This is a genomic window from Streptomyces sp. WMMC500 (assembly GCF_027497195.1).
Classification (GTDB): Bacteria; Actinomycetota; Actinomycetes; order Streptomycetales; family Streptomycetaceae; genus Streptomyces.
In genome coordinates this window covers 6,124,116-6,149,294 of sequence record NZ_CP114905.1, presented here as the reverse complement: position 1 = coordinate 6,149,294, position 25,179 = coordinate 6,124,116, and the positions used below count along the sequence as shown (strand labels likewise).

General features: G+C 71.6%; 30 protein-coding genes and 2 pseudogenes. 17 read left to right on the top strand and 15 right to left on the bottom strand.

What is annotated here, in order from left to right; all coding sequences use genetic code 11:
• Window positions 1–20 precede the first annotated feature (20 nt).
• Genes O7599_RS26505 through O7599_RS26490 form a run of 4 tightly spaced genes read left to right on the top strand, consistent with a single transcriptional unit; the run spans window position 21 to window position 3,409 of the window.
• Window positions 21–866 (top strand): ABC-2 family transporter protein, encoded by an 846-nt coding sequence (locus O7599_RS26505; RefSeq protein ID WP_281618120.1) that lies wholly within the window; start codon window positions 21–23, stop codon window positions 864–866.
• Entirely contained in the window at window positions 859–1,674 is an 816-nt protein-coding gene (locus O7599_RS26500; protein ID WP_281618119.1) for an ABC transporter permease, read from the top strand. The genes O7599_RS26505 and O7599_RS26500 overlap by 8 nt, the downstream gene beginning before the upstream one ends.
• 51 nt (window positions 1,675–1,725) lie before the next feature.
• Window positions 1,726–2,664 (top strand): ATP-binding cassette domain-containing protein, encoded by a 939-nt coding sequence (locus O7599_RS26495; RefSeq protein WP_281618118.1) that lies wholly within the window; start codon window positions 1,726–1,728, stop codon window positions 2,662–2,664.
• A gap of 10 nt (window positions 2,665–2,674) precedes the next feature.
• Complete coding sequence (locus O7599_RS26490; protein WP_281618117.1) at window positions 2,675–3,409, top strand: DUF1707 domain-containing protein; 735 nt, start codon at window positions 2,675–2,677, stop codon at window positions 3,407–3,409.
• Between the two features lie 36 nt (window positions 3,410–3,445).
• Here O7599_RS26490 and O7599_RS26485 read toward each other — a convergent pair whose 3' ends face one another.
• The 3 genes from O7599_RS26485 to O7599_RS26475 are packed head-to-tail and all read right to left on the bottom strand — an operon-like array spanning window position 3,446 to window position 6,997.
• Entirely contained in the window at window positions 3,446–4,756 is a 1,311-nt protein-coding gene (locus O7599_RS26485) for an SGNH/GDSL hydrolase family protein (protein ID WP_281618116.1), read from the bottom strand.
• Window positions 4,757–4,809: 53 nt separating this feature from the next.
• On the bottom strand, window positions 4,810–6,402 hold the full coding sequence (locus O7599_RS26480; protein ID WP_281623518.1) for an MFS transporter: 1,593 nt from the start codon (window positions 6,400–6,402) through the stop codon (window positions 4,810–4,812).
• A gap of 46 nt (window positions 6,403–6,448) precedes the next feature.
• Complete coding sequence (locus O7599_RS26475; RefSeq protein WP_281618115.1) at window positions 6,449–6,997, bottom strand: TetR family transcriptional regulator; 549 nt, start codon at window positions 6,995–6,997, stop codon at window positions 6,449–6,451.
• Between the two features lie 155 nt (window positions 6,998–7,152).
• Here O7599_RS26475 and O7599_RS26470 point away from each other — a divergent pair, with 155 nt between their 5' ends.
• From O7599_RS26470 to O7599_RS26455, 4 genes are all read left to right on the top strand, one after another.
• Window positions 7,153–8,445 (top strand): DUF445 domain-containing protein, encoded by a 1,293-nt coding sequence (locus tag O7599_RS26470; RefSeq protein WP_281618114.1) that lies wholly within the window; start codon window positions 7,153–7,155, stop codon window positions 8,443–8,445.
• A 105-nt stretch (window positions 8,446–8,550) separates the two neighbouring features.
• A complete protein-coding gene (locus O7599_RS26465; protein ID WP_281623517.1) occupies window positions 8,551–8,844 on the top strand; it encodes a DUF6412 domain-containing protein in 294 nt (97 codons plus the stop codon).
• A 137-nt stretch (window positions 8,845–8,981) separates the two neighbouring features.
• A complete protein-coding gene (gene yidC / locus O7599_RS26460; RefSeq protein ID WP_281618113.1) occupies window positions 8,982–9,788 on the top strand; it encodes a membrane protein insertase YidC in 807 nt (268 codons plus the stop codon).
• A gap of 67 nt (window positions 9,789–9,855) precedes the next feature.
• Window positions 9,856–10,713 carry a fumarylacetoacetate hydrolase family protein gene (locus tag O7599_RS26455; RefSeq protein ID WP_281618112.1) on the top strand — a complete coding sequence of 286 codons (858 nt, stop codon included), beginning with the start codon at window positions 9,856–9,858 and terminating at the stop codon, window positions 10,711–10,713.
• 99 nt (window positions 10,714–10,812) lie between these two features.
• Here the strand turns inward: O7599_RS26455 and rdgB are convergent, their stop codons facing one another.
• Window positions 10,813–11,424 carry an RdgB/HAM1 family non-canonical purine NTP pyrophosphatase gene (gene rdgB / locus O7599_RS26450; RefSeq protein ID WP_281618111.1) on the bottom strand — a complete coding sequence of 204 codons (612 nt, stop codon included), beginning with the start codon at window positions 11,422–11,424 and terminating at the stop codon, window positions 10,813–10,815.
• Window positions 11,421–11,810 carry a hypothetical protein gene (locus tag O7599_RS26445; RefSeq protein WP_281618110.1) on the bottom strand — a complete coding sequence of 130 codons (390 nt, stop codon included), beginning with the start codon at window positions 11,808–11,810 and terminating at the stop codon, window positions 11,421–11,423. Before O7599_RS26445 ends, rdgB begins: the two co-directional genes overlap by 4 nt.
• A 127-nt stretch (window positions 11,811–11,937) precedes the next feature.
• Here O7599_RS26445 and O7599_RS26440 point away from each other — a divergent pair, with 127 nt between their 5' ends.
• Complete coding sequence (locus O7599_RS26440; protein ID WP_281618109.1) at window positions 11,938–13,122, top strand: transposase; 1,185 nt, start codon at window positions 11,938–11,940, stop codon at window positions 13,120–13,122.
• A 64-nt stretch (window positions 13,123–13,186) separates the two neighbouring features.
• Here O7599_RS26440 and rph read toward each other — a convergent pair whose 3' ends face one another.
• A complete protein-coding gene (gene rph / locus O7599_RS26435) occupies window positions 13,187–13,960 on the bottom strand; it encodes a ribonuclease PH (protein ID WP_281618108.1) in 774 nt (257 codons plus the stop codon).
• Window positions 13,961–14,194: 234 nt separating this feature from the next.
• Here rph and O7599_RS26430 point away from each other — a divergent pair, with 234 nt between their 5' ends.
• Window positions 14,195–15,004 (top strand): helix-turn-helix transcriptional regulator, encoded by an 810-nt coding sequence (locus O7599_RS26430; protein ID WP_281618107.1) that lies wholly within the window; start codon window positions 14,195–14,197, stop codon window positions 15,002–15,004.
• Window positions 14,997–15,224, top strand: a complete 228-nt coding sequence (locus tag O7599_RS26425; RefSeq protein WP_281618106.1) for a DUF397 domain-containing protein — start codon at window positions 14,997–14,999, stop codon at window positions 15,222–15,224. Before O7599_RS26430 ends, O7599_RS26425 begins: the two co-directional genes overlap by 8 nt.
• A gap of 149 nt (window positions 15,225–15,373) precedes the next feature.
• On the opposite strand, the gene O7599_RS26420 is transcribed toward O7599_RS26425, so the two are convergent.
• The 8 genes and pseudogenes from O7599_RS26420 to O7599_RS26385 form a co-directional block, all read right to left on the bottom strand.
• Entirely contained in the window at window positions 15,374–15,748 is a 375-nt protein-coding gene (locus O7599_RS26420) for a hypothetical protein (RefSeq protein WP_281618105.1), read from the bottom strand.
• Between the two features lie 254 nt (window positions 15,749–16,002).
• Window positions 16,003–16,596 (bottom strand): hypothetical protein, encoded by a 594-nt coding sequence (locus O7599_RS26415; RefSeq protein WP_281618104.1) that lies wholly within the window; start codon window positions 16,594–16,596, stop codon window positions 16,003–16,005.
• Window positions 16,597–16,616: 20 nt separating this feature from the next.
• Complete coding sequence (locus O7599_RS26410) at window positions 16,617–17,852, bottom strand: putative T7SS-secreted protein (RefSeq protein ID WP_281618103.1); 1,236 nt, start codon at window positions 17,850–17,852, stop codon at window positions 16,617–16,619.
• Window positions 17,849–18,163, bottom strand: a complete 315-nt coding sequence (locus tag O7599_RS26405) for a hypothetical protein (RefSeq protein ID WP_281618102.1) — start codon at window positions 18,161–18,163, stop codon at window positions 17,849–17,851. Before O7599_RS26405 ends, O7599_RS26410 begins: the two co-directional genes overlap by 4 nt.
• 18 nt (window positions 18,164–18,181) lie before the next feature.
• Window positions 18,182–19,261, bottom strand: a complete 1,080-nt coding sequence (locus O7599_RS26400; RefSeq protein ID WP_281618101.1) for a hypothetical protein — start codon at window positions 19,259–19,261, stop codon at window positions 18,182–18,184.
• A gap of 5 nt (window positions 19,262–19,266) precedes the next feature.
• Entirely contained in the window at window positions 19,267–19,917 is a 651-nt protein-coding gene (locus O7599_RS26395) for a hypothetical protein (RefSeq protein WP_281618100.1), read from the bottom strand.
• A 445-nt stretch (window positions 19,918–20,362) separates the two neighbouring features.
• Entirely contained in the window at window positions 20,363–20,596 is a 234-nt protein-coding gene (locus O7599_RS26390) for a PTS glucose/sucrose transporter subunit IIB (protein ID WP_281618099.1), read from the bottom strand.
• A 360-nt stretch (window positions 20,597–20,956) separates the two neighbouring features.
• A pseudogene (locus O7599_RS26385) lies at window positions 20,957–21,331 on the bottom strand (PTS transporter subunit EIIC); the annotation flags it as partial.
• A gap of 62 nt (window positions 21,332–21,393) precedes the next feature.
• Between O7599_RS26385 and O7599_RS26380 the strand changes: the two are divergent.
• Window positions 21,394–21,573 (top strand): annotated as a pseudogene (locus O7599_RS26380) (PTS sugar transporter subunit IIA); the annotation flags it as partial.
• A 9-nt stretch (window positions 21,574–21,582) separates the two neighbouring features.
• Here the strand turns inward: O7599_RS26380 and O7599_RS26375 are convergent.
• Window positions 21,583–22,335 carry an MBL fold metallo-hydrolase gene (locus tag O7599_RS26375; RefSeq protein ID WP_281618098.1) on the bottom strand — a complete coding sequence of 251 codons (753 nt, stop codon included), beginning with the start codon at window positions 22,333–22,335 and terminating at the stop codon, window positions 21,583–21,585.
• 237 nt (window positions 22,336–22,572) lie between these two features.
• Between O7599_RS26375 and O7599_RS26370 the strand changes: the two genes are divergently transcribed.
• From O7599_RS26370 to O7599_RS26350, 5 genes are all read left to right on the top strand, one after another.
• On the top strand, window positions 22,573–23,028 hold the full coding sequence (locus O7599_RS26370; protein WP_281618097.1) for a type II toxin-antitoxin system PemK/MazF family toxin: 456 nt from the start codon (window positions 22,573–22,575) through the stop codon (window positions 23,026–23,028).
• A 110-nt stretch (window positions 23,029–23,138) separates the two neighbouring features.
• Window positions 23,139–23,591 carry a M67 family metallopeptidase gene (locus O7599_RS26365; RefSeq protein WP_281618096.1) on the top strand — a complete coding sequence of 151 codons (453 nt, stop codon included), beginning with the start codon at window positions 23,139–23,141 and terminating at the stop codon, window positions 23,589–23,591.
• A gap of 64 nt (window positions 23,592–23,655) precedes the next feature.
• Window positions 23,656–23,790 carry a putative leader peptide gene (locus tag O7599_RS26360; protein WP_348652565.1) on the top strand — a complete coding sequence of 45 codons (135 nt, stop codon included), beginning with the start codon at window positions 23,656–23,658 and terminating at the stop codon, window positions 23,788–23,790.
• A 111-nt stretch (window positions 23,791–23,901) separates the two neighbouring features.
• Window positions 23,902–24,180, top strand: coding sequence for a MoaD/ThiS family protein (locus tag O7599_RS26355; protein ID WP_281618094.1), 279 nt, complete (start codon window positions 23,902–23,904; stop codon window positions 24,178–24,180).
• The gene (locus O7599_RS26350; protein ID WP_281618093.1) at window positions 24,180–25,130 is read left to right on the top strand and encodes a cysteine synthase; all 951 of its coding nucleotides are present in this window, start codon (window positions 24,180–24,182) and stop codon (window positions 25,128–25,130) included. The genes O7599_RS26355 and O7599_RS26350 overlap by 1 nt, the downstream gene beginning before the upstream one ends.
• The last annotated feature ends 49 nt before the right edge of the window (window positions 25,131–25,179 follow it).

Here is a 25,179-nt window from a genome sequence, read left to right as displayed (position 1 = left end):
GAAAGCGGAGGTGGCGGGGGATGCGCGGCACGGACGCCCTCGGGGACGCACCGGCCGTGCAGGCGCTGCGGCTGTACGGGCTGGTGGCCGCCGGCGGCTTCCGCCGGTTCGCGACGTACCGGGCGGCCACCGCCGCCGGCGTCTTCACCAACACGGTCTTCGGCTTCATCCTGGCGTACACCTTCATCGCGCTGTGGCACGAGCGCCCGCAGCTCGGCGGCTACGACCAGGCGCAGGCGCTCACCTTCGTCTGGGTCGGCCAGGCGCTGCTCGCGCCCGCCGCCCTCCTCGGCTACGGCTTCCAGGAGGAGTTGCAGGAGCGCATCCGCTCCGGCGACGTCGCCGTGGACCTCTACCGGCCCGCGGACCTCCAGCTCTGGTGGCTCACCCACGACCTCGGCCGGGCCGCGTTCCAGTTGCTCGGCCGGGGCGTCGTCCCGATGGCGGCGGGGGCGCTGGCGTTCGAGCTGGCGCTGCCCACGGCGGCGCACACCTGGCTGCTGTTCCTGGTCTCCGTGACGCTGGGCTGCCTGGTGAGCTTCGCCCTCCGCTACCTGGTCGGGCTGACCGCGTTCTGGCTGCTCGACGGCCAGGGGATCAACCTGCTCAACTCGCTGGTGGCGATGCTCCTTTCCGGCACCCTGCTGCCGCTGACCGTCTTCCCCGGCGTCTTCGGCGACGTCGCCCAGGCGCTGCCCTGGGCGGCGATGCTCCAGGTCCCCGCCGACGTGCTGCTCGGCCGGCACACCGGCGCGGGTCTCGCCGGGGCGCTGGCGTTCCAGGCGGGCTGGGCGGCGGCGCTGCTGGCCGCCGGGCGGGCGCTGCAGGCGGTCGCGACCCGCAGGGTGGTGGTGCAGGGTGGCTGACCTGGCCACGGGGGCGCGGGGGTACGGGCTGATCGTCGCCATGTGGGTGCGTACGACGATGGCGTACCGCATGTCGTTCGCGATGACCGCGCTCGGCAATCTGCTGATGACCGCCGCCGACTTCGCCGCGATCGCGATCATGTTCTCGCACACCGACGTGCTGGGCGGCTTCACGTTCGCCGAGGTCGCGCTCCTGTACGGCGCCACCTCCACCTCCCTGGGCCTGGCCGACCTGCTGCTGGGCAATCTGGACCGGGTCGGCAGGCGGATCCGCGACGGCACGATGGACACGCTGCTGGTCCGGCCGGTGCCGGTGTTCGCGCAGATAGCCGCCGACCGCTTCGCGCTGCGCCGGGTCGGGCGGGTGCTGCAGGGGCTGATCGTGCTCGTCTGGTCGCTGACGGCGCTGGACGGCGTGGCGTGGACGCCGGTCGCGGTGCTGCTGCTCCCGGTCATGGTGGTGTCGGGGGCGGCGATCTACGGGGCGGTGTTCGCCGTCGGCGCGGCGTTCCAGTTCTGGGCCACGGACGCCGCGGAGGTGCAGAACTCGTTCACCTACGGCGGGAACACGATGACCCAGTACCCGCCGACGATCTTCAGCAAGGAGCTGGTGCGCGGCGTCACGTTCGTCGTGCCGCTGGCGTTCGTGAACTGGATGCCGGCCCTGCACATCCTCGGCCGGGACGACCCGCTGGGCCTGCCCGGCTGGGTGGACTTCGCCTCGCCGCTGGTCGCCGCCGCCTGCTGCGCGCTGGCCGGGCTGGCGTGGCGCGCGGGGCTGCGCGGGTACCGCAGCACCGGAAGCTGACCTGGCCGGTGCGGGCAGCGCGAGGAGGAAGAAGAGGAAGGGGAGGAACACGTGATCGAGGTCGAGGACCTGGAGAAGGTCTTCGTCGTACGCCGCCGGGCGGGCCGGCTGCGCCGGACGCGGCACGAGGTGCGCGCGGTCGACGGCATCGGGTTCTCCGTGCCGCGCGGCGAGATGGTCGGCTACATCGGCCCCAACGGCGCGGGCAAGTCCACCACCATCAAGATGCTGACGGGCATCCTCACCCCCAGCGGCGGCCGGCTGCGCGTCGCGGGCATCGACCCGGCGCGCGAGCGGACGCGGCTGGCCCGGCGCATCGGCGTCGTCTTCGGCCAGCGCACCACCCTGTGGTGGGACCTGCCGCTGCTCGACTCGTACCGGCTGATGCGCCGCATGTACCGCATCCCGGACGACCGCTACCACGCGAACCTGGAGCGCTGCACCGAACTGCTCGGCCTCGGCGACCTGCTGGAGGTGCCGGTGCGGCAGCTCTCGCTCGGCCAGCGGATGCGCGGCGACATCGCGGCGGCCCTGCTGCACGACCCCGACGTGCTGTATCTGGACGAGCCGACGATCGGTCTCGACGTGCTGAGCAAGGCGAAGGTGCGGGAGTTCCTGCGCGAGCTGAACGCCGAGCGCGGCACGACGGTGCTGCTCACCACGCACGACCTGTCCGACATCGAGCAGCTCTGCAAGCGGGTGATGGTCATCGACCACGGCCGGCTGATGTACGACGGCGACCTCGACGGGCTGCACGCGGTCGGCGAGAGCGAGCGGATGCTCGTCGTCGACCTGGAGCGCGAACTGCCGCCCATCGACGTCGCCGGCTGCCGCACGGTGAAGGTGGAGGGCCCGCGGCAGTGGCTCGCGTTCCCCGCCGGGGCGAGCGCGGCGCCGCTCGTCGCCGAGGTGGCCGAGCGGTGGCCGCTGGTGGACCTCTCGGTGCGGGAACCCGACATCGAGGACGTCATCGCGCGGATGTACGCCTAGGCTCGGTCGTATGACGAGCGAGGAGCATCTGCCGGAGCTGCGTGCCTCGGACGCCGACCGGGAGCGGGTCGCCGACATCCTGCGTGACGCGCTGGCGGAGGGCCGGCTCGCGATGGACGAGTTCGAGGAGCGGCTGGAGGAGACGTACCGGGCGAAGACCTACGCCCAGCTCGAACCGCTCACCCGCGACCTGCCCGCGCCCGGGGCCGCCCCGCCCGCGGTCGCGCCGCGCGCGGCGGCCCCCGCGGCCCCGGCGGCCCGGCCGGTGTCCGGCTGGGCCGGGCGCATCGGCGGCGAGGCGACGTCGCACAGGGGCATCGCGATCATGAGCGGCTTCCAGCGCAAGGGCCGGTGGACCGTGCCGCGGCGGTTCACGATGGTCTCGTTCTGGGGCGGCGGCGAGCTGGACCTGCGCGAGGCGGACTTCGAGGCCGCGGAGGCGGAGATCCGCTGCTTCTGCGTCATGGGCGGCGCAAACGTCATCCTGCCGCCGGACATGGCGCTGGAGGTGCGCGGCATCGGCATCATGGGCGGCTTCGACCACTCCCAGACCGGTATCCCCCACACCCCCGGCACCCCGCGCGTCACGCTCACCGGCTTCGCCTTCTGGGGCGGCGTGGGGACGAGCCGGAAGAAGACGAAGGCCGCCCGGCGCGCGGAGGCGGAGGCGGCCAGGGAGCAGCGGCGGCTGGCCAGGGAAGAGCGGCGGCTGGCGCGCGAGGAGCGCCGCAAGCGGCTGGAGTAGGGCTGGAGTACCCCTAGGGGGTGCCGGGCGGCGCGCTCAGAGCACGGCCTGGGCGCGGGGCCCCAGGTCCGCGGGGTCCAGGGTGCGGGCCATCTCCCGGTAGCCCAGGTCCGTCAGGTGCAGGTGGTCGCCCGCGTCGTACGCGGGGTGCAGGCGCCGGGGGCGGTCCGGGTCGCGCAGGGCGGCGTCGAAGTCGACGACCGCGTCGAAGACGCCGCCCGCGCGTATCCGCTCGTTGACCTCCTGCCGTACGCGCTCCGCCCGCGGCGTGTACGCCGGGTGCCCCCGGAACGGCATCAGCGTCGCGCCGAGCACCCGAAGGCCCCGGTCGCGGGAGAGCCGGGCGGTCTCGCGCAGGCCGGCGACGAGGGCGTCCGGGTCGGCGGTCCGGGGGGACTTGAGGATGTCGTTGATGCCCAGCTCCACGACGACGGCCTTGACGCCGGTGCGCGCGAGCACGTCGCGGTCCAGGCGGTTCAGCCCGGAGGGGCCGTTGCCGGGGTAGCGGGTGCCGCCGTCGGCGAGCAGCCGGTTGCCGGAAAGGCCGAGGTTGAGCACCCCGTACCGCGGGGCGCCGGGCTCCTGGCGCAGGCGCAGGGCGAGGTAGTCGGTCCAGCGGCGGTTGGCACCGGGGGTGGAGGAGGTGCCGTCGGTGAGCGAGTCGCCGAGGACGGCGACGGCGCCGGTGGCGTGCTCGCTCCAGACGTCGACGGCGGTGACGTAGCGCCAGGACCGGAACTCCCGGTCGTACGCCGCCCCTTCGGTGTCCCGGGTGTGGTCGCCCGCGGCGAGGTAGGAGGTCTGCGGCGCGTGCGGGTGGTACGTGACGGGGCCGGCCGGCGCGGGCGCGTACGTCGTCACCAGCAGGTCCGTGTCGGCGGGCACCCGCAGCCGCACGGGGTCGCTGGTCACCGTCCGCCCCGCGGGGATCGTCACCGCGCCGGTGCCGGCGAAGGTCAGCGGGCGCATCGTCTCCGGCTGCGCCGCGGGGGCGCCGGCCCCGGCGGCGACGGCGACGCTGGCGCGGGTGAGGGTCAGCGGGGTGCTGCCGTACTCGTTGGAGAGCTGTATCCGGGCCCGGGCGCCGCCGATGGAGGTGTGCACGACGTTCCGCACGGACATCCCCGCGAAACCGTCCCGCGTCCCCGGCTCGGCCGCGGCCTGCGCGGCGGCCCACGTGCCGGCCCAGCCGCCGACGGACGCGGGGGCGGCGGGGTCCGCGCCGCCGCCGGCGCCGGGGGGCACGGGCGCGTCGGGGCGGTCGGTGACGGTGTGGACGCCGAAGGTGAGCAGCGCCACGACCGCCACCAGGGCGGCGAGCACGGCGTACCCCGTCCTGGTCGTCACGTCAGCCTGCTCCCCCGTTCGTCCGTACGCGCCGTGTGCGGCGGTCCGCCATCTTAGCGAGGGGAGGCGGACGTTCCGGTCGTGGCCCCGACGCCCTCCGGGCCGTCGCCGGAGTCCTTCTCCTCCGGCTCCTCCGGCTCCTCCGGCGCGGCGCCGGCCGTGCGGTGGCCGAGGAGGAGGCGGGTGACGACGCCGCCGACCGCCAGGACGGCGACCGTGACGGCCAGCGTGAGCGTGTAGCCGTTGTCGAAGGCCGAGGCGGCGGCCTCCAGCAGCGACCGCCCGTCGCCCGGCGGGAGTTCGCCGGCGACCGCGCGGGCCTCGTCCAGGCTGTCGGAGGCCGCCCCGGGGGCGCCGGCGGGCAGCTCGACGGTGGCGGTGTAGACGGCGGTCAGGACGCTGCCCAGGACGGCGACGCCGGTGAGGCTGCCCAGTTCGAACGAGACCTCCTCGACCGAGGACGCCATGCCGGCCCGGTGCGGCGGCGCGCCGCCGATGATCGCCGCGGACGCCGCGGTCATGGCCGCGCCGAGCCCCAGGCCCATCAGGACCGTGCCGGGGATCACCCAGCCCGCGGAGTGCCCGGCGGCCGGCAGGCCGACGCCCGGGGTGAGCAGCAGGGCCAGCGCGGCGCCGAGGGCGCCGACGAGCAGGCCGCCGCCGATGAGGTGCCGCGTCGGTACCCGGTAGACCAGGCTCCCGGCGACGACGCCCGCCGGGAGCGCGCCGACGGCCGAACTGGCCACCAGCAGCCCGGCGTGCAGCGGGCTGAGGCCGAGCACGAGCTGGAGCCGCTGGGCGAGGATCAGCTCGATGCCCGCGGTGGCGAACATCGAAAGACCGGCGCCGAGCACGCCGGCGAGCAACTGCCGGCTGCGGAAGAGCGCGAAGTCGATCAGCGGGTACGTACGGGTGCGCTGGCGGCGTACGAAGACGGTGAACCCGGCGGCGGAGACGAGCAGCGCCACCGCGATGTGCAGCGGGTCGGGCTCCGGCCGGGAGCCCTCCTTGATCGCGTACACGAGGCCGACGAGCCCGGCCATGACCTGCACGGAGGCCACCGGGTCCCACGGCCGGTCCCTGCGGCCGGAGCCGCCGGGCGCGAGCACCGCGGTGGCCACCAGCGCCACCAGCACGACGGGGACGTTGACGAGGAAGACCGAGCCCCACCAGAAGTGGTCGAGCAGCAGTCCGCCCGCGACCGGCCCGAGGGCCGCGCCGACGACGGCGATCGTGCCCCAGATGCCGATGGCGATGCCGCGCTCGCGCTCGTCGTCGAAGGTGAGCCGGACCAGCGCCAGCGTCGCGGGCATCATCGCCGCCGCGCCGACCGCGAGGAACGCGCGGGCGCCGATCAGCACGGCGGACGAGGGCGCGAAGGCGGCGACCGTGGACGCGGCGCCGAAGAGGACGAGCCCGGTCAGGAACATCCGCTTGTGGCCCACGCGGTCGCCCAGCGTGCCGGCGCCCAGCAGCAGCCCGGCCATCACCAGCGGGTAGGCGTTGATGATCCACAGCTTCGCGGAGGCGTCGGCCTCCAGGTCGGCGGTGAGGGTGGGCAGCGCCGTGTAGAGGATCGTCATGTCGAGGGAGATGAGCAGCAGCCCCGCCGAGACGGTCGCGAGCACCCACCAGCGGCGCGCCATGATCACGGAGAACCCTCCTTTCTGCGTGTGCGTACGGGGGCGGGCGTCAGGGCGCCGGGTCGGTCAGCGCGGCGAGCCGGCGGCGCACCGCCTCCGCCACCTCGGGGGAGAGCGGGGCGTGCGCGGTGGCGTGGTACAGCCACAGCCCGTCCGCCGCCACCCGGGCCAGGAACAGGTCGAGCGCCTCCGGATCCGGATCGGGACCGGGCGGCTCCGGCGCCCAGCGGTCCGCGAACTCGTCCCAGATCCGCGCCAGCTCCGGCCGGGTCGCCGACGCGACCATGAAGACGAAGTCCGCCGTCCCCGCGCCGGCGCCCTGCCCGCAGCACCGCACGTAGGCGGCGGCGCGCTCGCGGGCGGTGGCCTCCTCGAACGGCTTGCCCAACTCGGCCCGGAGCTGGGCGTCCAGCAACTCGGTCAGGTGCCGCTGGATGGCCAGCAGCAGCGCGTCGCGGGTGGGGAAGTGGTACATCAGCCCGGGCTTGGTCAGCCCGGCCTCGGCCGCGGCGGCGTCGAGCGTCAGGGCGGTGATGCCCGACCGTTCGACCACGCGGACCGCCGCTTCGAGGATGGGGGTGCGGGAGCTCGGTCGCATGGAGCGTAACTTTACCATCCGGAAGGTAAAGTTACGAACGTGGCCCCGGCCCCCGCCCGGGACACCGGGAACCCGCCAACCGTTCCTGAAGTGAAAGATGGTGCCGGGCCCGGGGACAATGGCCGTCAGGAAACGGCGTGAGCGGACGGAGCGGGATGGACCGAGCGGCAGCGGAAGGACCCGGGGGCTTCGCGTACACGGACGCCGACGCGGAGAAGCGGCGCGGCGTGCGCCGCATGAAGACCATCGCCACCGGCCTGCTGCTGCTGGCCGCCGCGGTCTTCACGCTCGCCCGCTGGGCACAGCACAACGGCGCCGGCGCCTGGTCCGGCTACGTCGCCGCGGCGGCGGAGGCGGGCATGGTCGGCGCGCTGGCCGACTGGTTCGCGGTCACGGCGCTCTTCAAACGGCCCCTCGGGCTGCCCATCCCGCACACCGCGATCATCCCCACCAAGAAGGACCAGCTCGGCCAGAGCCTCGGCGACTTCGTCGGCGAGAACTTCCTCTCCGCCGACGTCGTCCGCACCCGGCTGCACGCTCTCGGCCTCGGCAGCCGCGTCGGCGGCTGGCTCGCCGAGCCCGCCAACGCCGACCGCGTCACCGCCGAGGCGTCGACCGTGCTGCGCGGCGCTCTGGCCGTCCTGCGGGACAACGACGTGCAGGCCATCGTCGGCGAGGCCATCAACCGCCGGGCCGCCGCCCTGGAGGTCGGTCCCGGCCTCGGCAAGCTGCTGGAGAAGGTCGTCGCGGACGGCGGCCACCGCCGCGTCGTCGACCTGGTCTGCGAACGCGCCGAGGCGTGGCTGATCCTCAACGGCCCGTCGGTCGTCGGCGCGGTCGCCGGGGGCGCGCCCGGCTGGACCCCGAAGTTCGTCGACCGCCGGGTCGGCGAGCGCGTCTACAAGGAACTGCTGCGGTTCATCGGCGAGATGCGCGACTCGCCGGAGCACCCGGCGCGCGGCGCGCTCGACCGGTTCCTCACCGACTTCGCCGCCGACCTCCAGGGCGACACCCCGACCCGGGCGCGCGTCGAGCGGCTCAAGGGCGAGATCCTCGCCCGCGACGAGGTGCAGGACTTCATCGCCTCGGCGTGGACGTCGCTGCGCGGCATGATCGTCGGCGCGGCGGAGGACGAGCGCAGCGAGCTGCGGCTGCGGGCGCGGGCGGCGCTGCTGTCGTTCGGGCAGCGGATGGCGGCGGACGAGCGGCTGCAGGCGAAGGTCGACGGCTGGGCGGAGGACGTCGCGACCCACGTGGTGACGACGTACCAGCACCAGATCACCTCGCTGATCTCGGACACGGTCGCGAGCTGGGACGCGGACCAGACGTCGCGCAAGATCGAGGCGAACATCGGCCGGGACCTGCAGTTCATCCGCATCAACGGCACGGTGGTGGGCTCGCTCGCGGGCCTGGTCATCTACACCGTGTACCGGGCCGTCGCGGGCTGAGTCCGGGCTCACGGGCCGGGGCGTACGGCGTACGATGCCCCCATGCACGGCGAGACGGCGGACGGCGCGGGGAGGACCACCGGGACGCTGCGCGTCCTGGGGGCCATGACCCGCACGCGCGCGCTTGCCGTCGCCCTGCTGCTCCTCGCCGCCGACGTCGTCCTCGACGAGACCGGCGTGGCCACCGGCCTCGCCGGCGCCGCCGCCTCCGCCGCGCTGACGCTGCTCGCCGCGGTGGCCTGCGTCGCCGCCGCCGTACCGCCGCCGTCGCAGGCGCAGATCCGCACCGCGCTGCGCGAACGGGCGCTGCGCACCGCCTTCCTGCCCCAGCGGGACCCCGACTCCGCGGGCCGCCCGCGGCCCCGGGCGCCCGGCCGTCGCCTGTCGACGGCCGTGTAGGCGCACCGGCGCACCCCCGCCCGTAGCGCGCAGCCCGTGCGCTGCCCGTTACCCCGCGATCACCGCCCGCCGGGCGCCCCGCACGGCTCGTCACGCCGCCCCCTCATCCGGCACGACGAGACCCGTGGAGCCCTTCCATGTCCGTATTCGGCGCGCTCTCCGCGCTCCTGTCCACGCTCGCAGACACCCTCGACCCCCTCTTCGGCGCCTCCGCCACCGCCGTCGCGATCATCGTCTTCACCCTGTGCGTACGCCTCGCCCTGCACCCCCTCGCCCGCGCGGCGGCGCGCGGCGACCGCGTGCGCAGGGACCTCGCGCCGCAGGTGGCCGAGGTGCAGCGCAAGCACCGCGGCGATCCCGAGCGGCTGCGCCGCGCGCTCACCGAGACGTACGCGGACGCCGGCGCCTCGCCGCTGGCGGGCTGCGGGCCGATGGTCCTGCAGATCCCGGTGTTCATGGTGATGTACCGGCTCTTCACCGGCCACGACCACGACCTGCTCACCCACACCCTGCTCGGCGCCCCGCTGGGCGGGCGGTGGTCCGACGCGCTCGCCGACGGCGGGGTGTTCGGCGCGCACGGGCGGGTGTACGCGGGGCTGTTCGCGGTGATCGCCGCGGTGGCCGCGTACACGTTCTGGCGCGGCCGGCGGATGCTCGCCGAGCGGAAGGCGGAGGCGGCGGCCGTACAGAAGGCGGCACAGGCGGGGCAGGCGGCGGGCAGGAAGGGGAAGAAGGGCGGGAAGCCCGCACCTGAGCCCGCCCAACTGCCCGGCCCCGCCGCCGGGCTGACCCGCTGGCTGCCCCTGCTGTCCTTCGGCACCCTGGTCACGGCCGCGATCGTGCCGCTCGCCGCCGGACTCTACCTGGCGACCACCACCGCCTGGACCGCCGCGGAACGCACCCTCCTCTACCGCCCCGCCCCGCCAACCGGGTCCACGGGCTGAACGGGGCCTTGCGGAGTGAACACCGGTCAACGGATGATCGATCGACCGCGGAGAGGGGAGTCATCACATGAAGCTGCTGCGTGTCGGACCGCCGGGGAGCGAGCGCCCGGCCCTGCTGGACGACGGAGGGACCCTGCGGGACCTCTCCGGAGTCGTGTCCGACGTGGACGGAGCGCTGCTGTCCGACGACGCGGCGCTCGCCCGCGTACGGGACGCCGCCGCGGCCGGCGAGCTGCCGGCGCTGGCCGGCGAGGGCCTGCGGACGGGCCCGCCGCTGGCCCGGATCGGCAAGATCGTGTGCATCGGGCTGAACTACCACGACCACGCCGCCGAGACCGGCGCGGCCATCCCGGCGGAGCCGATCCTCTTCATGAAGGCCCCGGACACGGTGGTGGGCCCCGAGGACGCCGTCCTCGTGCCGCGCGGCAGCGAGAAGACGGACTGGGAGGTGGAGCTGGCGGTGGTCATCGGCCGTACGGCCCGCTACCTGGAGTCCGACGCGGACGCGCTGGCCGCCGTCGCCGGCTACGCCGTGGCGCACGACGTCTCCGAGCGCGCCTTCCAGTTGGAGCGGGGCGGGCAGTGGGACAAGGGCAAGAACTGCGAGACGTTCAACCCGCTGGGCCCGTGGCTGGTGACGGCCGACGAGGTGCCGGACCCGCAGGCCCTGGGGCTGCGGCTGTGGGTGAACGGCGAGAAGCGGCAGGACGGCACGACGGCCGACCAGATCTTCCCGGTGGCGCACGTGGTCCGGTATCTCAGCCAGTTCATGACGCTCTACCCGGGCGATGTGATCAACACCGGTACGCCGGCGGGGGTCGCGCTCGGGATGGCGGAGCCGAAGCCGTACCTGAAGGCGGGGGACGTGGTGGAGCTGGAGGTCGACGGGCTGGGCCGGCAGCGGCAGGAGATCAAGGCAGCGTAGCGGCAGAACCGCGCGAGGGGCGCCGCCGGAGGGTTCCGGCGGCGCCCGTTCCGCGCAGGTACGGGGGCGCGGGGCGGCCCGTACGCGAGGCGGCGGTTCTCAGCCCTTGAGCAGCTCCCGCACCGACGGGGCCAGGGCGCGGAAGGCCTTGCCGCGGTGGCTGATGGCGTTCTTCTCCTCGGGGGTCAGCTCCGCGCAGGTACGGTCCTCGCCCAGGGGCTGGAGGATCGGGTCGTACCCGAAGCCGCCGGTGCCCGCCGGCTCGTACCGCAGCGTGCCCTCCAGCCGCCCCTCCGCGACGCGCTCCGTGCCGTCGGGCAGCGCGAGCGCCGCGGCGCAGGCGAAGTGCGCGGCGCGGTGCTCGGGGCCGACGTCGGAGAGCTGGGCGAGGAGCAGGGCGAGGTTCGCCGCGTCGTCACCGTGCCGGCCCGCCCAGCGGGCGGAGAAGATGCCGGGCGCGCCGCCGAGCACGTCGACGCAGAGCCCGGAGTCGTCGGCGACCGCGGGCAGCCCGGTGGCCTGCGCCAGCGCGTGCGCCTTGAGCAGCGCGTTCGCGGCGAAGGTGACGCCGGTCTCGGGCACGTCGGGGGCGTCGGGGAAGTCGTCGGCGCCGAGCAGCTCCGCGTCGACGCCGGCCTCGCCGAGGATGGTGCGCAGTTCGGTGATCTTGCCCGCGTTGCGGGTGGCGAGGACGAGGCGGTGCGCGGTCACGGGGTGCAGACGTTCGTCAGCTCGCCGGCGGCGTCGCCGACCGGCCGGAAGTCGGGCACGTCGCCGCGGTCGGCGGCCTGCTGGGCGTTGTCGACGGCCTGCTGGAGGTCGTCGACGGCGGCGCCGACGTCGGCGTCGTCGGACTTGTCGCCGAAGTCGTTGAGGCTCTTGTCGATCTCGTCGAGCGCGTTCGCGGCGCCCTGCGGGCTCTCGCCGGCGCCGGAAACGGCCTCCTGCAACCGGTCGACGTCGGCCGCTATCTCGGTGGCGAGCTGGCCGCAGTCGATGGCCTTGTTCACCGCGTCACACGCGCCGGTGAGCGTCACCGCGGCGGCGGCCGCCGCGAGCGCGGCGCCTCCGCGCACGAAGAACTTCTTTCCCTTCACTGTGTCTCCTTCGAGGATGCCCCGGCCTTCAGGCCGGGGAGGAATCGAAGCTCCCGCGTAGCGGGGCTAGGGGCGGGGTTTCGCCGCCAGGGCGAAAGACCGTGCCTGTACGGCAAGTTGGCCTCCGATGATCCACCGTAATAGCGTGTTCTGCGTGAAGATTGTCGCGCAGGTGAAGTTGTTGCCTGCGTCCGCTCATGACGCGGACGCACTGGCAGCGACCTTGCGCGCCTGCAACCGGGCCGCGAACGCGGCATCCGAGGTGGCGTTCGCGAAGGACCTGAAGCGCCGGAACGGGTTGCAGGATGCCGTGTACCACCACATCAAGGCGGACTTTGATCTCGGGGCGCAGGCTGCTGTACGCACCGTCAAGAAGGTGTGTGATGCGTACGCCACGCTCAAGGGCAACCTGCGGGCGGGGAACTACGGCCCGGAGGGCTCCAAGCGCCGTACGCGGGTGGAGTCGAAGCCGATCCGTTTCCGGGAGGGTGCGGCGCAGCCGTACGACGACCGCATCCTGACCTGGAACCTGGACGCCCAGACCGTGTCCATCTGGACGGTTGCCGGGCGGATCAAGGGCATCCCGTTCGTGTGCGCGCCCGAGGCGATGACGCTCCTGGCCTCCCGCAAGGGAGAATCCGACCTGGTGATGCGGGACGGCATGTTCTTCCTGGTCGCCACCATCGACGCCCCCGAACCCGAGGCGTACGCGCCTGACGGTTTCCTCGGGGTGGATCTCGGCATCGTCAACATCGCCACCACCTCCGACGGCGAGATCATGGCCGGACGTCAGGTCAACCGGTACCGGCAGCGCAAGCGCGACCTGCGCACCAAGCTCCAGAAGAAGCGCACCAAGAGCACGGCCCGGGCCCTCAAGCGCCAGCGGCGCAAGGAATCCCGGTACGCCACCCAGCGCAACCACATCATCGCCAAGAAGCTCGTCGCCACCGCTGAACGCACCTCCCGGGGCATCGGACTGGAAGACCTGTCCGGTATCCGCCAGAGGGTCACGGCCAAGAAAGACCAGCGGGCACGACTGCGCTCCTGGGCATTCGCCCAGCTCGGCGCGTTCGTCGAGTACAAAGCCAAGCGGGCAGGTGTGCCCGTGGTCCATGTGGACCCGCGCAACACCTCCCGCCAGTGCTCCGAGTGCTGGCACACGCACCGGTCCAACCGGACCAGCCAGGCCCGGTTCGCGTGCAAGTCCTGCGGGATCGTCCTGCACGCGGACCACAACGGCTCCCGCAACATCGCCCACCGGGCCGATGCTGTGTGGAAGCGGGGCGCAGTCAACCGCCCCAGTACCGCCTAGCGGTACCGGACGCAGGGAACCACAGTGGGGCATCACGTCTCACTCTGCCTGCAAGCCCGGCCCTTCAGGGCCGGGTAGTTGACTGGTCTCCCTCCAGTGCCTTGCGCTGCAGCGTGTCGAGCTGCGCGCAGCCGCCGACCGCGAGGTCGAGCAGCGCGTCGAGTTCGGCGCGGGCGAACGGCTCGCCCTCGGCGGTGCCCTGCACCTCGACGAAGCGTCCGTCGCCGGTGCAGACGACGTTCATGTCGGTCTCCGCCCGCACGTCCTCCTCGTAGCAGAGGTCGAGCAGCGGCACGGAGCCGACGATGCCGACGCTGACCGCGGCCACGGTGCCGGTCAGCGGTGTCGCCTTGGACTTGATCAGCTTGTTCCGCCGGCCCCACGCGACGGCGTCGGCGAGGGCCACGTACGCCCCGGTGATGGCGGCGGTACGGGTGCCGCCGTCGGCCTGGAGGACGTCGCAGTCGAGCACGACGGTGTTCTCGCCCAGCGCCTTGAAGTCGATGACGGCGCGCAGCGACCGGCCGATCAGCCGGGAGATCTCGTGCGTCCGCCCGCCGATCTTGCCGCGGACGGACTCGCGGTCGCCCCGGGTGTTCGTGGACCGCGGCAGCATCGCGTACTCCGCGGTGACCCACCCCTCCCCGCTGCCCTTGCGCCAGCGCGGCACTCCCTCGGTGAAGCTGGCGGTGCACAGCACCCGGGTGTCGCCGAAGGACACCAGCACCGACCCCTCGGCGTGCATGCTCCAGCCGCGTTCCAGCGCCACGGGACGCAGTTCGGCGGGGGTACGTCCGTCGACACGGCCGAAGCCGCCGGGGGTCTCAGAGGTAGCCATGACTCCGACCCTATCCGCCCGCCATGAAGCCCAACGCCCCCGTCCCCGCGGGTCGCCCAGCGACTGCAACCGGGGGGCGACCACCCGGGCGCCGTCCCCCGCACTGACCTTCCTCACCCATGGATTTACCCCTTCTGTCGAATCATCGCTTTCTGTACATCAAGCATTACTTGGTGCTACTACGCTGCACCAGAGTTGTTCGGCTGACGGTGCGTCGTTCACGTGGGAGGCAACATGGAGACGTGCAAGACCCCGCGCCAGAAGTACGGCGAGGAACTGAGGCTCCGGCGGCTGGCGAAGGGGATGACGCAGGAGGCGCTGGCCGAGGTGGTGGTGTGTTCTCCGACGCTGATCAGCCACTTCGAGGCCGGGCGGCGGCTGCCTCGGATGGAGGACGCCCAGCGGATCGACCAGGCTCTGGGGACCGACGGGTTCTTCGCGCGCTGGCTCGTGAACCTTGAGGGCCCCTACGCCGACCACTTCGCGGAGGCAGCAGAGCTGGAGCGACTGGCCGTTGTCATTCGTGAGTTTGCCGTCTCTGCGGTACCCGGGCTGCTCCAGACAGCGGACTACGCCCGCGCGATCTTCCGGGCGGTGCAGCCCAACCACACGTGGGAGGAGCTTGACCGGCGGGTCCTCAACCGGCTTGAACGGGCTCGGATCCTCGACGATCCGAAGTCTCCGGCCCTGTGGACGGTCCTTGACGAGGGCGTCATTCGGCGCGCGGTCGGAGGCCCGGAGGTCATGGCAGCGCAGGTAGAGCACATCGCGAGCCTCGCTGACGCCGGGCGCATCCGGTTACACGTGGTCCCCTTCTCTGCCGGGGCGCACTCGCTGATGGAGGGAATGATGAGCCTTATGTCGTTCGACGCCATGGCGCCGGTGTCGTACGTTGAGGGCGTGACCACGGGGCAGTTGCTCGACGATCCGGGCCGGGTCGCGACGTGCCACACGTACTACGGTCTCGCACTCGGTGATGCACTGTCTCACCGTGCGTCCATTTCTCTCCTAGAGGCAGCAGCAGAGGAGTTCCGGAATGCGTGATCATGTCATCGCCGTTGCGTCAACGTTGACGACGTGGCGTAAGTCCAGCTACAGCGGGGGCAGCAACGGGAGCTGCATCGAGATCGCCGACGGCCACCCCGCCGTCCCCGTACGCGACTCCAAAGACCCCCACGGCCCCGCCCTCGTCTTCACCGGCGACGCCTGGCGGTCCTTCGTGACAGCAGTCAAGGCGAACGAGTTCCCCACCGACCAGGGCTGATTCAAAAGTCGTTTCGCACGCAACGAAGCTCCGGTTGTCCCAGGTACCCCTTCCCGAGCTGCCTGGAACCGCCGGAGCTTCGCATCGTCGTCAATCTGCCACGGTCTGCCTGTCTCAATCGCCCGACACTGCGCCGACGGACGTCCCGCTCAGCCGTCCCCCGGCTCCTCGTCGAACTCGATGCTCTTCAGCAGGGACACGAGGTGCTGCGCGTACGTGTCCCAGTGGTCCAGATCCGGCGTCTGGAAGGCGACGACGACCATCTCCTCACGCCCGGCCGACAGATCGCGAGGCACCGGAACGAACGCCTGGAACTCCCCGACCGGCACCACAGCATCGCCCCCCGCGGCGGACTGCTCCTCGCCCATGGGCAGGCCGACCTGTCGTACGAAGACGGACGCCGGGCCGCAGGGCAAGTCGAACGGCTTGGCGGCTATCGCACCGTCCTCGGGGTCACGCAGAGCATGCGGGAGTCCCCGCGAGGCGAGGTGGGGGTCACCGTGGGCGAGCGGCTGAGCAGCCACGAGCAGAACCCCGAACCGCGGCTGATCACCCTCCCCCTGCCAGTACGCCCCCGCGTACATGGCACCGAGCACTTGCAGTGCAGTAGACCACTGCTGCAGTTGGACCGCTTGGTTCTCCGCTTCGTCGCCCGCCACCCCCCACGCAGCAGCAGGACCGGCCACAAACTCACGGCTCTGAGCCAGAGTCACCCCAACGGGAATCTGGCTATAGCCCGCAGGAACCTCGAAGGTAACCAATGCCATGAGGCCCGCCCTCAGTCTCCGTTACTGGGCGGCGGAGGCGGGATGAACCCCCGCTCAACCGCCTGCTGCAGCTCGAATGTCTTCACCGTCTGCTCATACCGCCTCAGTCGCTTACTCGGCAGCCACGGTGAAATGCCCGCGACCAACATCAGTGAACCGCCAGCCAGCGCCACCGGGACAACCACCGCGACGCTGTCTCGGTAGTGCCAAACGACGACGGCGATGAGCGCGGCCCCAGATATGGCCAGGCGCACGTGCCACACCTTGTTCCGAAAAAGCGCCAAGGCATAGCGTGCTCGCGCCGCATCCAGCGGTTCAACACGGCGACCCATATAGCTGGGAAGCTGAAACTGGGGCTGCTGGCGACCCCATCTTCCATACGCTCGATAGTAGTTCAGGGACCATACGGCTCTGCGCCGTGCGTGATCTGTGTCATCTCGCTCGAAGACCAGCCGTGTCGTGCTCCGCCAATGAAAGACCCGGCAAAGCACATAACCGAACTCATAGGCCATGTCGGCCATCCGCGGGACGTCCCAGGCCGAGTGAATCGTGATCTCCGCGGTCGGCCGTCCGTCGAAGTAGGCGATGACTTCTCCATCATTCATCCCACATCACTCCCAGACAATCAGGCCGATTTCCATGCGTTCTCCAGCCCGACGAGCATGACGCCACCCCCACCGGGCAGGAACATCTGCGCCTTCTGCCGGTTGCTTTGGGGAATGAAATTACCGAACACCTCGGGATTCTCCTTAAGCCCAGCCCACGAGTCGAGCAGTCCGAGCATAGAGGCACCTGCAGCGTGTCGACTATCCGCAATAGCCCGTCCAGTGTTCCCTACAAATCGCACGTTAGCTCCGAAGGGGATTGCACCCGCCGCATCCTGCGCTAACGTGCGATCTGAGACATCGGCCCCTGCCAACCGAGCTAGACCGTGCGCGGCGAAGGCAAGGGTTGCCGTACCCTCCGCCACGTTACCGAAAGCGGCAGCAGCCAATGCGAGGTGGGGAATCTTAGTCGCCGCGGTAGCGATGTAGAGAGCCGTAGAGATTGCCCCGAATACCGCGCTGACGGCCGCGAACACATCCCCGACCGCAGCGATGTTGGCCGCGTGGTCCTCCACCCACTGGACGACGTCGTCGGCCAGCTTGGCGATGCCCTCGGTGACCGTCTCCAGGTACTCGCCGAACGAGCCGGACAGATCGCTGATGGTGTCGCCGATCTTGTCGAACAGTCCGGGCTCGTCCGGGGCGATCTCCATCGCGCCGCGGAGGCGGTTCGCGACCGCGTGTCCTTCCGCCCGGTAGTCGTCGGCCAGCGAACGGGCGCGGCGGCGTACGTCTTCCAGCCGCACGGAGGCGTCGTCGACCGCGCCCTGCGCCTCCCGGCGCTGCTCCTCCTCGCGGGCCCGATCTGGCTTGTCCCCTGCCGTGCTGGCTTGCCGGTACCGGTCCGGGGAGCCGCTGTCCGAGGGCTCGTCGTCATCGGTGGCCGAGTCCAGTTTGCGCAGCGCCTTGCTCAGTTCGCGCTCGGCGTCCTCGGCCTCCCGCTCCAGCCGGCGCGCCGTCGCCTGCTGGACACGCATGTACTCGGCCCAGCCCTCCAGGGCCGTGGCGGCCATGCCGAACGAGTCACGGGCCTCGTCCATCTTGGGCCGGAAGTCGTCCTCGAACTTCTCGCGGAACGCCTCCGCCGCCTTTCCCTTCCAGTCCCCCGGCCCGGTGCCGTGCAGCACGTGGGATATCTCCGACAGCGCCCGCGCCGTCCGCCGCACCACCCCGGCGACGTTCTCGGCCCCGCGCAGGTCCCCCGGGCAGGGCATGAACCCGAGGGAGGAGAAGTCGGCCGGCTGTAACGCACTCATGCACGTCCCCCGCCGGCCTGGGAGCGCGATCGCGGGAGGGCGTCGGCAAGCTCACCGTCCACCCGTTGAAACTCCTGCTTGACCTTCAGCAGGGCCTCCGACGCGGCATCGGAGAACTTCTCGATCTGCCCGATGCCGTACGACCACTCGTCCCCGAACTCATCCATCCGACTGGCCAGCGCGTCCACGCCCATGGACCAGCCGTCGACCTCCTCCATCTCCCGGCCCGGCCGCTTCATCAGCTCCGATATGCGCTCGATGTTGCGCCGGACCCGGTCGAGGGTCTCCATGTCCACGTACAGATCGCTCACATGCCCTCCTCACGCGCGTCAGCGGACGATGGACTGGATCTCGTCGACCTCCAGCTCGGTGGTCGCGCCGAAGGAACCGTCGGGCAGGTCGCCGCCCGTGTCGCCGGAGCCTTCCCATTCGATGGACCAGGTGATCGTGGCCCGGAACGGATAGGTCTCACCGTCCGGCGTGGCACGCAGGTAGGTCAGCCCGCACGGCGGCGTCTCCTCGGCCGACCCCGGTGAGTACGGGGTGCCGATGGAGCCGTCGTCGTTGATGGGGCAGGTGCCCGAGGAGGGATGCAACTCGGCCTCGTCGGTGCCGGGGTCGATGGTGAGCGAGACGGGGGTGGCGGTGGTTCTGGCCCATAAGCCCAGCACCGGCACCCTGGCGGTGACCGAGACGGGTTCGAAGGTGGCGTCGTCCAGCCAGGCCCAGGTGGGGAGGTTCACCTTCTGCGCGTTCTCCGCGTCGGGCTTGAGGCTGATCTCGGTGTCCGGCACGCGAATACGGTCGTAAGCGAGCTCCGCGAGAATCTGCGGCGTGACGGCATTCTCGTACTGGGCCGGCGGGGGATCGCCCCTGTCCACCCAGAACGGCCCCTCGTCGCAGTCCATCGCTCCGGGGACGCCCTCACCACCGTCCGGCACGTAGCCGTCCCACCAGAAGCCCTTACCAGACTTGGCCATGTTGAAGTCTTTGTACGTTCCCGGTTCAATACCGCCCGTCACGTACTTGGCCCGCTCCATACTGTCGAACTGATGGCCCGTGGAGTCCAGCGACCAGGTGTGCTCCCGCTCCTTCTTCAGTTGCTCGGGCGTGTACTTCGGCGCATACCAGCACGGCGGCGGCGACCAATCTCCCACCGGATCCAGCGCTCCACCGGACCCGCGGGGCCCTCCCCCAGCCCCCGGCCCATTCGCAGACTCGTCGATCACCATCCCGCCGGACCCTGCGTCGAGCACTTGCCCCTCGGCACCGCCATCGGTGTACTCGCCGCCGTCGCCGCCACCACCGAAAACGTCGCCGTCCCCCTTGTCATCTCCTGCATGAACCGGTGCAGCGGTGATTGCTAAGACCACCGAAGCACCGACCACAACGGCGATCCTGCGCAGCATTCGCACTACTGACACTGTGCGGCCCCCCTCTCCGCCAAGATCTCCTCGGTGACCCACACGCCGTTGCCGTCTTTGCGCATCTTGGAGTTGTAGACGACGTAGTCATCTGCGGAAGGATCCGTCACGTAAACCTTGCCGGTCTTCAATGACTTGGCATACGCCTTCGACTGGTCTTCGCAATACAGCAGCGTCGCCGTGCCGTCTCCTGCGACTTGCACCTGCTCGTTGTAGAAGCGGTAACGCCCTGTCGTGCGGTCCTTGTCGTCTACGTAGCCCTGGACGAACCGCTCAGCTTCCGCCGCTGCATCACCCTCGGTGTAGAACAGCAACGCCTCGTGGGTCGGATCCTGCTCCACAATCGCCATGTCGATCGCCTTGATGAGCTGCTCCCCGTCCTGGAGCACGGCGTCCTTGTCCGGATCACCGGTCTTGGACCACTCGAACTGGTACGTGATGTCCTCAGGAAGCTTGATCTCCGGTCTGCCCGCCGCCTCCTCCGGAGCGCTCGGCGAGGGCGACTCCTCCCCCTTGTCGGCGCCCTGGATCTTGTCGTCCGAAGGGGGGTCACCTTCCTCGTCGCCGCCGCACGCGGTCAGCAGCAGGCTCAGGGTGGCAACAGCCGCCAGCGCGGCGGCGGAAAGGGCGCGGGGGGACACGATCAACTCCCGGTAGCGGTGACGATACGTCAGGCAGACGACGCTATCGGAGCCGCCGCGGCCTCCACCACCCCGGATTTGAGCCTGTGGATAACGTGGAGGCAGGGGTGCGTTCCGCTGCCGCCACACCCAGGCAACTGAAATTCCATTCTGCATTCCGCAGGATGAGAGTTGCCGGAACCGGCATATCCGAACGCTCCGCTCCGGTTACGCGCAGGGCGTGGCAAAGTTCCGCAGGCATCCGGATCGTTGGTGATTTCGGAGACCAAGCCGGAGGCAAACTCAGGCAGGTCGGACGAAGCAGACACCCGGTCCTCGCCGAACGCGCTCCGTCGACGGATACGCAACGCGCCCCGCCCCGACCCCCGCCACAGCCCCCACCCCCGGACGAGGCCCCGCGGCCCGTCCCCGTCCCCGTCCCCGTCCCCGTCCCCGTCCCCGTCGACTACATCATGTCCTCGATCTCCGCGGCCAGGGGGTCCGCGTCCGTGCCGACGACGACCTGGACCGCCGTGCCCAGGTGGACGACGCCGTGGGCGCCCGCGGCCTTCAGCGCGGCGTCGTCGACCAGCGCCGGGTCCACGACCTCCGTGCGGAGGCGGGTGATGCAGCCCTCAATCTCGTCGATGTTCCCGATCCCGCCGAGGCCAGCGACGATCTTCTCAGCCTTGCTGGGCATGCCACACGCTCCAGGTTTCTCCCATGAGGGCACTGGTCTACTCCACTATGCGCCAGCCGGCGAGAAGCGCCGACCTCGCCGATATCCGCAAAACGGGACTTAATACCCCGGCAGCGCCCGCGATCGGAATAGAATATTCCGTCAGCCGCACTCCCCGTATGAGAACAGGCCTACATCACTCAAAGGTGTAGACCACCTGCGTTCCGATGGAGGAGTGTGATGTCCACGGCTTCCGTATCGGCCGGTGCCGACCAGGCCGGCAAGAGGGCCGCGGGTCCCGCATCATGGCCAACGCCCAGCGCCTGGGCCGCAGCCTGTGAGGATCGGCACGAGCCGGCGACCGCCGAAGAAGCCGAGCTAGTCGGGGAGTTTGGTGCGGCTGTACCGCTGGTAGAGAAGCGCGGCGACGAGGCCGATGACGACGACGACGCCGAGGACGCCGGCGTCGACGGGGGCGTCGGTGTTGTCGTCGTGGAAGGTGCCGAGGACGTTGCTGAAGACCAGGTAGCCGACGACGGCGGCGAGCGCGGTGGAGCCGTCGGACTTGCGCGCGAAGCCGATCGCGATGCCGATGGCGAAGAGGATCGCCATGTTGTCGAGCAGCGCGCAGCCGCCCGCGGCCATGAACTCGCCGATCCTGTTGAGGGAGTCCGGCAGGGACTCCTTGCCCAGCATGTCGGGGGCGCCGAGCCGGGTGAGCAGCGCGGCGGCAGGCAGCGTCGCGATAGGCAGCATGGTCCTTCGCGGGCCTGCTCCTCGGCGTCGCCTTCGGCTACATCTGGCCGGTCCTCGGTACGGGCCTGCACAACCTCGGCATCGCGACCAACCCGTGGGGGCTGGCGCTGATGGGGCTGTGCTTCGCGGCGGTCTACTACGTGATCTTCCGCTTCGCCATCGTCAGGTTCAACCTGCCCACCCCGGGCCGGGAGACCGACGAGGAGATAGCGGAGGAGGAGAAGGCCCAGTACAAGGCGTGAGGGGGACCCTCAGACCTCGTACACCGCGCCCGCGCGCGCCAGTTCGACGGGCCCCTCGTACGCGCCCTTCGCGTCCCGCAGGTTCACCTGCGGGTCCGTCCACGGCGGGATGTGGGTCAGCACCAGCCGCCCCACCCCCGCCGCCGCGGCGGCCTCGCCCGCCTCGCGGCCGTTGAGGTGGAGGTCGGGGATCTCCTCGCGGCCGTGCGTGAACGCCGCCTCGCACAGCAGCAGATCGGCGTCCGCGCTCAGTTCGGTCAGCGCCCCGCAGGGGCCGGTGTCGCCGGAGTAGACGAGGCTGCGCCCGCCGTGCTCGATCCGGAAGGCGTACGCCTCGACGGGGTGGCTCACCCGGTCCGCGTGCACCGTGAACGGGCCGATCTCGAACGCGCTGCGCTCCAGCGCCCGGAAGTCGAAGACCTCGCTCATCGACGTCTCCGAGGGGGTGTCCGCGTATGCCGTGGTCAGCCGCTGCTCCGTGCCCTTGGGGCCGTAGACGGGGAGCACCTCGGCGGGGCCGCCGTCGTGGCGGTAGTAGCGCGCGACGAAGTAGGCGCACATGTCGATGCAGTGGTCCGCGTGCAGGTGGCTCAGCAGGATGGCGTCGAGGTCGTACAGTCCGCAGTGCTGCTGCAGTGCCCCCAGCGCGCCGTTGCCCATGTCGAGCAGGAGCGAAAAGCCCTCCGCCTCGACCAGGTAGCTCGAACACGCGGAGTCCGCGGACGGGAACGAGCCCGAGCAACCGACGACGGTGAGCTTCATCGGGGAGGGACCTCCGGCACGGTCGGGACGGGGCGACGATGCCCCGCCGGCTCTGCCGAGGGTAAGCCGGGACGGGCCGCAGCGGTCCCCCGGCCATCCCGGTTGTGGGCGGAATCACCAGTATGGCGACGGGGCACGGTCCGCGTGCCCACCTGCGCGGCGTCGGCCGCGGCACGACGCGGGGGCGCCGGTGTCACGACGCGGGCGGGAGACGGGGGCAGGTCCTAGGATCGGCGCATGGACACCTCGTGGTGGCCGGCCATCGTGGCCGTGGTGGTGCTGGCCGTGATCGCCGGGCTGGTCGACAGCTTCGGGCGGGTGCGGCGCGCGCACCGGCGGCCGGAGGGCGAGCGGGGCGCCGGGCCGCGGCCGGGCGAGGTGTGGTGGGCGCGCGTCCCGGACGGGGACGACGACGGAGACGAGGACGGGTACGCCGCCGACGGCGTGGCGCCGTGCCTGGTGGTGAAGACCGCCGGCGTCACCGTGACGGTGGCCCGGATCACCACCCGGCGGGACGGCGAGCGGCCCGGCGTGATCCCGCTGCCGCCCGCCACCGTCGACGACGCCCGGGGCCGCCCGGGGTTCCTGGCGACGGACGAGTTGCGCGAGATCCACCTCCGGGACTTCCGCCGCAGGTCCGGCCCGGTGGACCCGGCGGTGTGGGACCAGGTCCGCCACCTGTCGGACACCTGAGGCCGCCCGGCACCCCTGCCCGGCGGCGCCCGCCCGGCATCCGAGCCGATTCGTCTCAGCGTTCGGAACGTACGAGGTACGCCCTCCGCCGCCGTGTCATCCTTGCGCCCATGCTGACCATCTCGGAGGAGCTGTACGAGCAGATCGTCGCCCACGCCCGCAAGGACCACCCCGACGAGGCGTGCGGCGTCGTCGCGGGCCCGGCCCCCGCACCCGCCGACGGCCGGCCGCGGCGCTTCATCCCCATGCTCAACGCCGCCCGCTCCCCCACGTTCTACGAGTTCGACTCGCAGGACCTGCTCAGGCTCTACCGGGAGATGGACGACCGCGACGAGGAGCCGGTGGTGATCTACCACTCGCACACCGCCACCGAGGCGTACCCGTCCCGCACCGACGTCTCCTACGCCAACGAGCCCGGCGCGCACTACGTCCTGGTCTCCACCGCCGAGTCCGGCAACGGTGAAGGGCCCGTCTCCTTCCGGTCGTTCCGCATCGTGGACGGTGTGATCACCGAGGAGGACGTCACCGTGGTCGCCTCCTACGACGACGCGCCCGCGCGCTGAGCACCCGGTCCGCATCATGAAACGGCGATCCGGCACGCGGACGGGGAATCGATACGATGAGTTCATGGTTGACCACGACGTGACCCGGAAAGCCCCGGGCCGGCAGGTGCTGCTCGTCGCCCGTCTGCACGTCGACCTCTGCCGTCTCGCCAGTGCCGCCTGTCCGCCCGCGCCGCCCCGCGCGGCCGGCCGCGCCTGACGCCGGCCCGACCCCGGCGGCCCCGGCCGCGTACGCCCGCCCGCGGACGCGGCCGGCCCGCGCCCGCCGGCGCCCGCAGCCCGACTCCCCGTATCCCACAGGAGCCCCGAAATGGCCATCGAGGTCCGCATCCCGACCATCCTCCGCAGCTACACCGACGGTCAGAAGGCCGTGCAGGGCGACGGCACCACCCTGGCCGAGCTGATCGACGACCTGGAGTCCCGGCACGCCGGGATCCGCGAGCGCCTGGTCGACGGCGACGACCTGCGCCGCTTCGTCAACGTGTACCTCAACGACGAGGACGTCCGCTTCCTCGACGGCATCGCCACCAAGCTCGCCGACGGCGACAGCGTGACGATCCTGCCCGCCGTCGCCGGCGGCTCGGTCTGATGCGGTACGACAACACGCTCGCCGCGGTCGGCAACACGCCGCTGGTGCACCTGCCGCGCCTCTCCCCCGCCCCCGAGGTGCGGATCTGGGCCAAGCTGGAGGACCGCAACCCCACCGGCTCCGTGAAGGACCGGCCGGCGCTCTTCATGGTCGAGCAGGCGGAGAAGGACGGCCGGCTCACCCCCGGCTGCACGATCCTGGAGCCCACCTCGGGCAACACCGGCATCTCGCTGGCCATGGCGGCGAAGCTCAAGGGCTACCGCATCGTCTGCGTGATGCCGGAGAACACCAGCGAGGAGCGCCGCCAACTGCTCGCCATGTGGGGCGCGGAGATCATCTCCTCCCCCGCCGCGGGCGGCTCCAACACCGCCGTGCGGGTCGCCAAGGAACTGGCCGCCGAGCACCCGGACTGGGTGATGCTCTACCAGTACGGCAACCCCGACAACGCCGGCGCCCACTACGCCACCACCGGCCCCGAGATCCTCGCCGACCTGCCCTCGATCACCCATTTCGTCGCCGGCCTCGGCACCACGGGCACGCTCATGGGCGCCGGCCGGTTCCTGCGCGAGCAGCGCCCCGACGTGCAGATCGTGGCCGCCGAGCCGCGCTACGACGACCTCGTCTACGGGCTGCGCAACCTCGACGAGGGCTTCGTCCCCGAGCTGTACGACGAGTCGGTGCTCACCACCCGCTACTCCGTCGGCTCCGAGGACGCCGTGACCCGTACCCGCGAACTGCTCAGCGAGGAGGGCATCTTCGCGGGCGTCTCCACCGGGGCCTCGCTGCACGCCGCGATCGGCGTGGGCCGCAAGGCGGTACGGGCCGGGGAGAGCGCGGACATCGCGTTCCTCGTCGCGGACGGCGGCTGGAAGTACCTGTCGACGGGCATCTACACCGCCGCGACCACGGAGGAGGCCGTCGCCGCGCTGCACGGCCAGCTCTGGGCGTAGCCCGCGGACCCTACGCGCCGGGCGGCGGGCGCGGCACCCCCGGGGCCGG